At 62.8% G+C, this 6,755-nt stretch carries 5 protein-coding genes and 1 tRNA gene; all 6 read left to right on the top strand.

The features are described 5' to 3' along the window. On the top strand, window positions 1-4,386 hold a 4,386-nt coding region (locus V5A38_RS14160; protein ID WP_332326413.1), incomplete at its 5' end, for a DNA polymerase domain-containing protein. Between the two features lie 78 nt (window positions 4,387-4,464). After that, entirely contained in the window at window positions 4,465-5,235 is a 771-nt protein-coding gene (locus V5A38_RS14155) for a glycosyltransferase (RefSeq protein WP_332326412.1), read from the top strand. Further along, window positions 5,232-5,678: a GtrA family protein gene (locus V5A38_RS14150; protein ID WP_332326411.1), complete on the top strand. Its 447-nt coding sequence runs from the start codon at window positions 5,232-5,234 to the stop codon at window positions 5,676-5,678. The genes V5A38_RS14155 and V5A38_RS14150 overlap by 4 nt, the downstream gene beginning before the upstream one ends. An 82-nt stretch (window positions 5,679-5,760) precedes the next feature. Next, window positions 5,761-5,835: transfer RNA gene (locus V5A38_RS14145), tRNA-Met, on the top strand. A 166-nt stretch (window positions 5,836-6,001) separates the two neighbouring features. Next, window positions 6,002-6,427 carry a Rieske 2Fe-2S domain-containing protein gene (locus V5A38_RS14140; RefSeq protein ID WP_332326410.1) on the top strand — a complete coding sequence of 142 codons (426 nt, stop codon included), beginning with the start codon at window positions 6,002-6,004 and terminating at the stop codon, window positions 6,425-6,427. A 77-nt stretch (window positions 6,428-6,504) separates the two neighbouring features. Next, complete coding sequence (locus V5A38_RS14135) at window positions 6,505-6,663, top strand: hypothetical protein (protein ID WP_332326409.1); 159 nt, start codon at window positions 6,505-6,507, stop codon at window positions 6,661-6,663. Window positions 6,664-6,755: the final 92 nt, after the last annotated feature.

The following is a 6,755-nucleotide window of genomic DNA, read 5'->3' as shown; positions in this document are numbered from 1 at the left end:
GATTTCGACATGCCGTACGTGCTCGATCGCCTGGAGCGTATCGACACCGGCAGCGAGTACGACCTCGACATCGGCCGGTTCTCCCGCATCGACGAGGTCTGGCGGTCGGACTGGGGCGGCCCGGACGTGAAGGGACGGGTCGTCTTCGACCTGCTGTACGGCTACAAACAGATCGTCATCAAAGAACTGGAGTCGTTCCGCCTCGACGCCATCGGTGAGCGCGAACTCGACGTCGGGAAGGAACACTACTCCGGCGACATCGGCGACCTCTGGGAGCAGGACCCCGAACAGCTCCTCGAGTACAACCTCCGGGACGTGGAGCTCTGTGTCGAAATCGACCGCAAGCAGGACGTGGTCTCGTTCTGGAACCAGGTGCGCTCGCTCGTGGGCTGTAAGCTGGAGGACGCGCCGACCGCCGGCGACGCTGTGGACATGTACGTGCTCCACAAGGCCTACGGCGAGTTCGCGCTCCCCTCGAAAGGCCAGCAGGAGGCCGCCGAGGAATTCGAAGGCGGCGCGGTGTTCGAGCCGATTACGGGCGTGAAAGAGAACGTCACGGTGCTCGACCTGAAATCGCTCTACCCGATGTCGATGGCGACCATCAACTCCTCCCCCGAGACGAAAGTCGACCCCGAGGAGTACGACGGCGAAACGTACCGGTCGCCGGATGGCACCCACTTCCGCAAGGAACCCGACGGAATCATGCGGGAGATGATCGACGAACTCCTCACTGAACGCGAGGAGAAAAAGAAGCTGCGCGACCAGCACGAGCCGGACACGGAGCCCTACGAGCAGTACGACAAGCAGCAGGCTTCGGTGAAGGTTGTGATGAACTGTTTCACCCCCGACACGGACGTGCTCACACCCGAGGGCGTGCGGAACATCCGCGAGCTCGGCGTCGGCGACGAGGTGTACTCACTCGACCCGGAAACAACAGAGATGGAGGTCAAGCCGGTCACCGAAACTCATGCTTATCCGAAGTACGACGGGAAGTTGATCGATATCCAGACCAGCAAGACCGATTTTCGCGTGACGCCGAACCACCGGATGCTCGTCCGGAAAAACGAGACCAACGGCATCACGGAGGACGGCTACAGCTTCGTCGAGGCGGGCGACCTCGACGACGCGACGAACTACGAACTGCCACACGACTGGACCACCGACCACGGTGACGAGCTCGGGGCTGTCGATCTGGTCGATACCGTCGAGGGTGAGTACGAGGTCTGGGTCCGGCCGGAGGTGCACGATCACACGTTCGCGGCTGAACTCGGCTACTACCCGAAGAAGGTCGAAAAGGACGACGTCGGACAGGAGGGGTACGTTCTCGACGCCGAGGAGTTCGCCGAACACCGGGAGTACATCGAGTCGGTCTGCGAGCAGAGCTTCATCCATCGAGAGGCCGGGCGAAAGTGGATTCCACGGACGTTCGACGGCGACGACTTCCTCGACTTGCTCGCCTGGTACATCACGGAGGGGAACGTCTACACTTCCGAGGCGAAGCAGTTCGGCGAGAACCACCGCGGCTCGGCGACCACCGTCAAAATCACACAGCAGAAGCCCACGACGGCTGACGGTGGCGCGACCGGCGAGGAAGCCATCGCTACTGAGAGCGACCACGCCACTATCGGCGACCTTCTCCACCGGATGGGCGTTGCCTACGACGTCGATGACCGCTGCTACCAGTTCACTTCGCGACTGCTCGGCGAGACGCTCGAACGGCTCTGTGGCGGCGACAGCTTCGAGAAGCGGATTCCCGACTTCGTGTTCGACCTGAGCGGGCAGGAGAAACAGCGCTTCCTCGACACGCTGATGGCCGGCGATGGGGACCGGCAGCCGAACTCCTGGCGGTACACCACCTCCAGCGAACGACTCCGTGACGACGTGCTCCGACTCTGTGCCCATCTTGGCCTGACAGCCAACTACGGGAAAGACAGCGGATCGTGGCGTATCTACGTCGGTGAGGACGCGAAGAACACGCTCCGCATGAATCGGAGTCGTTCGACGAGTACGGCAGAAGACGGCGTCTATTGCGTTACTGTCGCGGACAACCACTCCCTACTGGCGGGACGGAACGGCACCTTCCAGTTCGTTGGCCAGTCACTCTACGGCGTTTCGGGATGGGATCGATTCCGTCTCTACGACACCGAGGGCGCCGCCGCGGTGACGGCGACCGGGCGAGAGGTCATCGAGTTCACGGAGACGGCCGCCGAGGAGATCGACCACGAGGTGGCCTACGGGGACAGCGTAACCGGGGGCCGCCCTGTCGTCACTCGGAACCCCGATGGAGAGGTGCGTATTCTGCCCATCGAAACACTGTTCGAACGGGCATCGCCAGTCGAGAACGGGACCGTCCGCATCACCGCTGACGGTGGTCCGGTCGCCGACGCCACTCCCGGGAAGACGCGCGCAGAGCTACCCGGGTGGGAGGCACTTTCAGTGAACGTCTCCGGCAAAGCTGAGTGGCGAGCGATAACGCAGGCGGTTCGCCACGAGGTTGACAAGCCAGTCGTCAACTTCCAACACAAGTTCGGTGAATCGACGACCACGCGGGATCACTCCTACGTCGTCGAAGACGGCAACGAACTCACAGAGGCGGCTCCTGCTGACGTGGACGAACCACTCCGGGTGCCGGATGTCCCATCCCTCGAGGAACGGGAGACGGTCGACGTTTACGACGTGTTGGAGGGGTATAGTCGGACGTACGAGGACGGCCGAAGTGTCGGCGCCGAGAACGCCATCGAGAAGACGAAACGAGTCCACACTGACGGTGAGTCCGTCTGGTTCGGCCACGAGCACCACGGCGAGATCGAGTCAACGCCGAAGGTGAAACGGCACATCGACCTGAACACGGAGACGGGGGAAGCGCTGATTCGCCTCCTCGCTGCGTACGTCTCAGAAGGGAGTGCCTCAACCGCAGAAACCACAGACAGCACATTCGGTGCGAGCATCGCCGAATCGCGCACGCAGTGGCTCGAGGGGCTCAAATCGGATTACGAGCGACTGTTCGAGAACGTGACCGCAGGAATCATCAACAGCGACGTCTCCGACAAACGAACCCTCGAGTACGGAACTAGCTCCGGGAGTTCGTCGGTGACCGACAGCGATGCAACGCAGAAGCTCCAGATGATGAATGAGTTATCAGCCGTGTTCTTCCGGGAGTTCGCCGGGCAGCAGTCCCACGGAAAACGGGTTCCGTCGTTCGTCTTCCACCTTCCGGAGGAGCAACAGCGACTCTTCGTCGATACCCTCGTCGATGGAGACGGTTCACGTGAGTTCCCGAGATACTCCGCTGAGTCCGCCGAACGGAACTTCGACTACGAAACGGTCAGTCGGGAGCTCGCCGCTGGGCTGTCGATGCTGCTCATCCAGCGCGAGAAGAAACACTCACTGAACTATCGGGAGTCGAAGAGCAGCTACACCATTCGCACCTGTGACTACTATCGCGGCGGACAAGACCCGGTCGTCACCGAGATAGACCACGATGGCTGCGTATACGACCTGAGCGTCGAAGAGAACGAGAACTTCGTCGACGGTGTCGGCGGAATCGTTCTCCACAACACCGACTCCGTCATGTTATCACTTGGCCAAGATGTTTCCAAGGCGGAGGCGATCGAGGAGTCCTTCTCAATCGAGGAGCACATCAACGAGCGCTACGACGACTTCGCCGCCGACGAGCTCAACGCCGACTCCCACCGGTTCGAGATCGAGTTCGAGAAGCTCTATCGGCGGTTCTTCCAGGCAGGCAAGAAGAAGCGCTACGCGGGCCACATCATCTGGAAGGAGGGGAAGGATGTCGACGACATCGATATCACGGGGTTCGAGTACAAACGCTCGGACATCGCACCGATCACCAAACGGGTCCAGAAGAAGGTCATCGACATGATCGTCCGTGGAGAGGACCTCGAGGAGGTCAAACAGTATCTCCACGAGGTTATTTCGGAGTTCCAGGAAGGGAACGTCGACCTGGAGAACGTCGGCATCCCTGGCGGTATCGGAAAGCGCCTCGACGCCTACGACACCGACACCGCACAGGTTCGGGGGGCAAAGTACGCGAACCTGCTCCTGGGGACGAACTTCCAGCGCGGCTCGAAACCCAAGCGGCTCTACCTGAAGAAGGTCCACCCCGAGTTCTGGCAGGAGGTGGAGTCGGGCGAGGACCCACTGGATCCACAGACCGATCCACTCTACGCGGAGTTCAAACGCGACCCGGACGTCATCTGCTTCGAGTACGCCGAAGAGGTGCCCGACAGCTTCGAGGTGGACTGGGACAAGATGCTCGACAAGACGCTGAAAGGCCCCATCGAGCGCGTCATCGAGGCGCTGGGGCTCTCCTGGGACGAAGTGAAGTCCGGCCAGGAACAGACCGGACTCGGGCAGTGGGGCTGAGTCGGGGTCCCTCCCGATCCGGCCGCGGGCAGCAGCCAGTTCGGACGCTTTTTCTCCCCTGCCGAAAAACGACGGTGCATGTCCCGTTCCGTCGGCGTGGTGGTCCCCGCCTACCGACCCGACGTGACACGTCTCTCGCAGTACGTCCGGGCGCTCGACGACCGCCTCGCGCCAGCGGAACTCCGTATCGAACTGGACGACCCAGCCCCCGGCGACGACTCCGAGGCGCTCGCTGACCTCCCGGCAACAGTGCACGTCGCCGAGCGACGCCGCGGGAAAGGCGCCGCCGTCACTGACGGCTTCCAGGCGCTTGGCACGGATATTCTGGTGTTCGCCGACGCCGACGGCTCGACACCAGCGGACTCCATCGCCGACGTCATCGCGCCCGTCGAGTCCGGGGAGTTCGACCTCGCAGCCGGGTCAAGACGGCACCCCGAGGCGACGGTCGAATCACACCAGAAAGTGTTACGGCGGTTCCTCGGCGACGGGTTCGCGTGGCTCGCTCGCCGGCTGCTCGGGCCGAACCTCTACGACTACCAGTGCGGTGCGAAGGCCGTCTCGGCGAACTTCTGGGCGCGGCTCCGGCGCCACCTCTACGAGCCGGGGTTCGCCTGGGATATCGAACTCATCGCCGTCGCCGGCGCGCTGGGAGGACGCATCGCCGAGGTGCCGGTGGTCTGGGAGGACCAGCCCGAATCGACCGTCGACCCCGTGTCCGACACCATCTCGATGTTCACCGGGCTGCTCAGTGCGCGCCACCGCGCGAACGTCGTCCGCGGCAGTCGGCTCCACAGCCTGCTCGCGTCGCGGGCTACCCACACGCCGCTGATCGAGCGAGGTGGATCGTGAGCGACGTTCGAGACGAACTCCTGACCGCCAGCCGGTTCGGGCAGTTCCTTTCAGTGGGGGTCGTCGGCGCCGGGTTCGACATCACGACCAGTTCAGTGCTGACGGCTGGACTCGGCGTCCCGCCGGAGCTGGCGAAGCTCGTCGGCGCCGAGGTGGCCATCGTCGTCATGTTCACGATTAACGAGCGCTGGACGTTCGCAGGTCACGGGGTCGCTGGCCAGTGGGCGCTGCTCAGACGGTTCATAAAGTCGAACCTGGTGCGCAGCGGCGGCGTCGGCGTGCAGGTCATCGTGGTGTGGCTGCTGACACAGCTTCCGATCGCGCTGCCGTTCATCGGCGTCGACCTCTGGGAGCTGGCGACGTTCCCTATCGCGATCGCCTCCTCGCTCGTCCTGAACTACGTGCTGGAGAGCCTCTTCACCTGGCGGGTGGCGTCGGGGTGAACGTGTTCGATTCGCACGGTGGGAACCGACATACGGCGGTCGAAACATAACCCTTAACCGTTGAACCGTACTCGTTTCAGATAGCGGGATGGGATAGCCAGGAGATTCCGCCGGGCTCATAACCCGGAGATCGGTAGTTCAAATCTACCTCCCGCTATGTTCTTGTCGCCGACGCTGTCTGAACGCCGAGCATCGCGAGGCGGGAGCCCGTCGTCGACAGCATAGCGTCGAGGAGAGTTGAATCAGGGAACGAAGCGAGCGAACGCGAGCGGCGTGAATCCAGACCCAAACGCACTTCCCCAGCAGCTGAGTAGCCACCCTCAATGGGATGCGTGGAGCGGATCACCGATGTAACAGCCGTACCTGCGGAGAGCACGCTTCTGATAACCGTCGAGGAGCGGGAAACCGGCGACTGCCGCGAGGCGATTCTGGTCCGCACCGACAGCGACGTGACTGCCTGGTTCAACTACTGCCAGCATTGGCGTGACGTCAACCTCGACAGGGGCGACGGTGCGACGGTTCGAGACGGCGAAGTCATCTGCGGCCGCCATGGCGCGACGTTCGGGAAAACCGATGGCGAGTGTACGTTCGGCCCCTGTGAAGGCGCCATCCTGGACGAACTGTCGGTCCGAACCACCGGCGGCGACGTGGTTCTCGACGACGACGGCTACGAGTTCGTCCACGTCGGCCCGACCGAGCCCGATGATGACGACCTCGACCTCTCGACGGACTCCCGAATCGGGTTCTGAGTTGGTGGCTGCGGGAAGTCGACGACGACGAGACCGAGAGAGACGGATTGATTGGTGCGCGGCCCGTCCACTCGACAATGAGCGACGAACAGGACGACCTCTACGATGAGAGCCTCCCGGGTGAGTCGCCCCAGGAAGAGGGCCGCCTGCTGAAATACATCATCATCGGCGTGCTCGCGATCCTCCTCTACGCCGCCGTGACGCTGGTTCTGACCGCGCAAGGAGTCGGAATCTAGGTCGCCTGCCAGATAGCACGCTGACGGAGACGGCACAGCACTCATAGTGATTACTGCGAATCGGTGCATCGACGGTGTCGAACGCCGCCGGT

Source organism: Halolamina sp., from assembly GCF_036626355.1.
In the GTDB taxonomy this organism is placed as follows: Archaea; Halobacteriota; Halobacteria; order Halobacteriales; family Haloferacaceae; genus Halolamina.
Note: the sequence above shows the minus strand (reverse complement) of the source record. Positions and strands in the feature narration are given on the sequence as shown.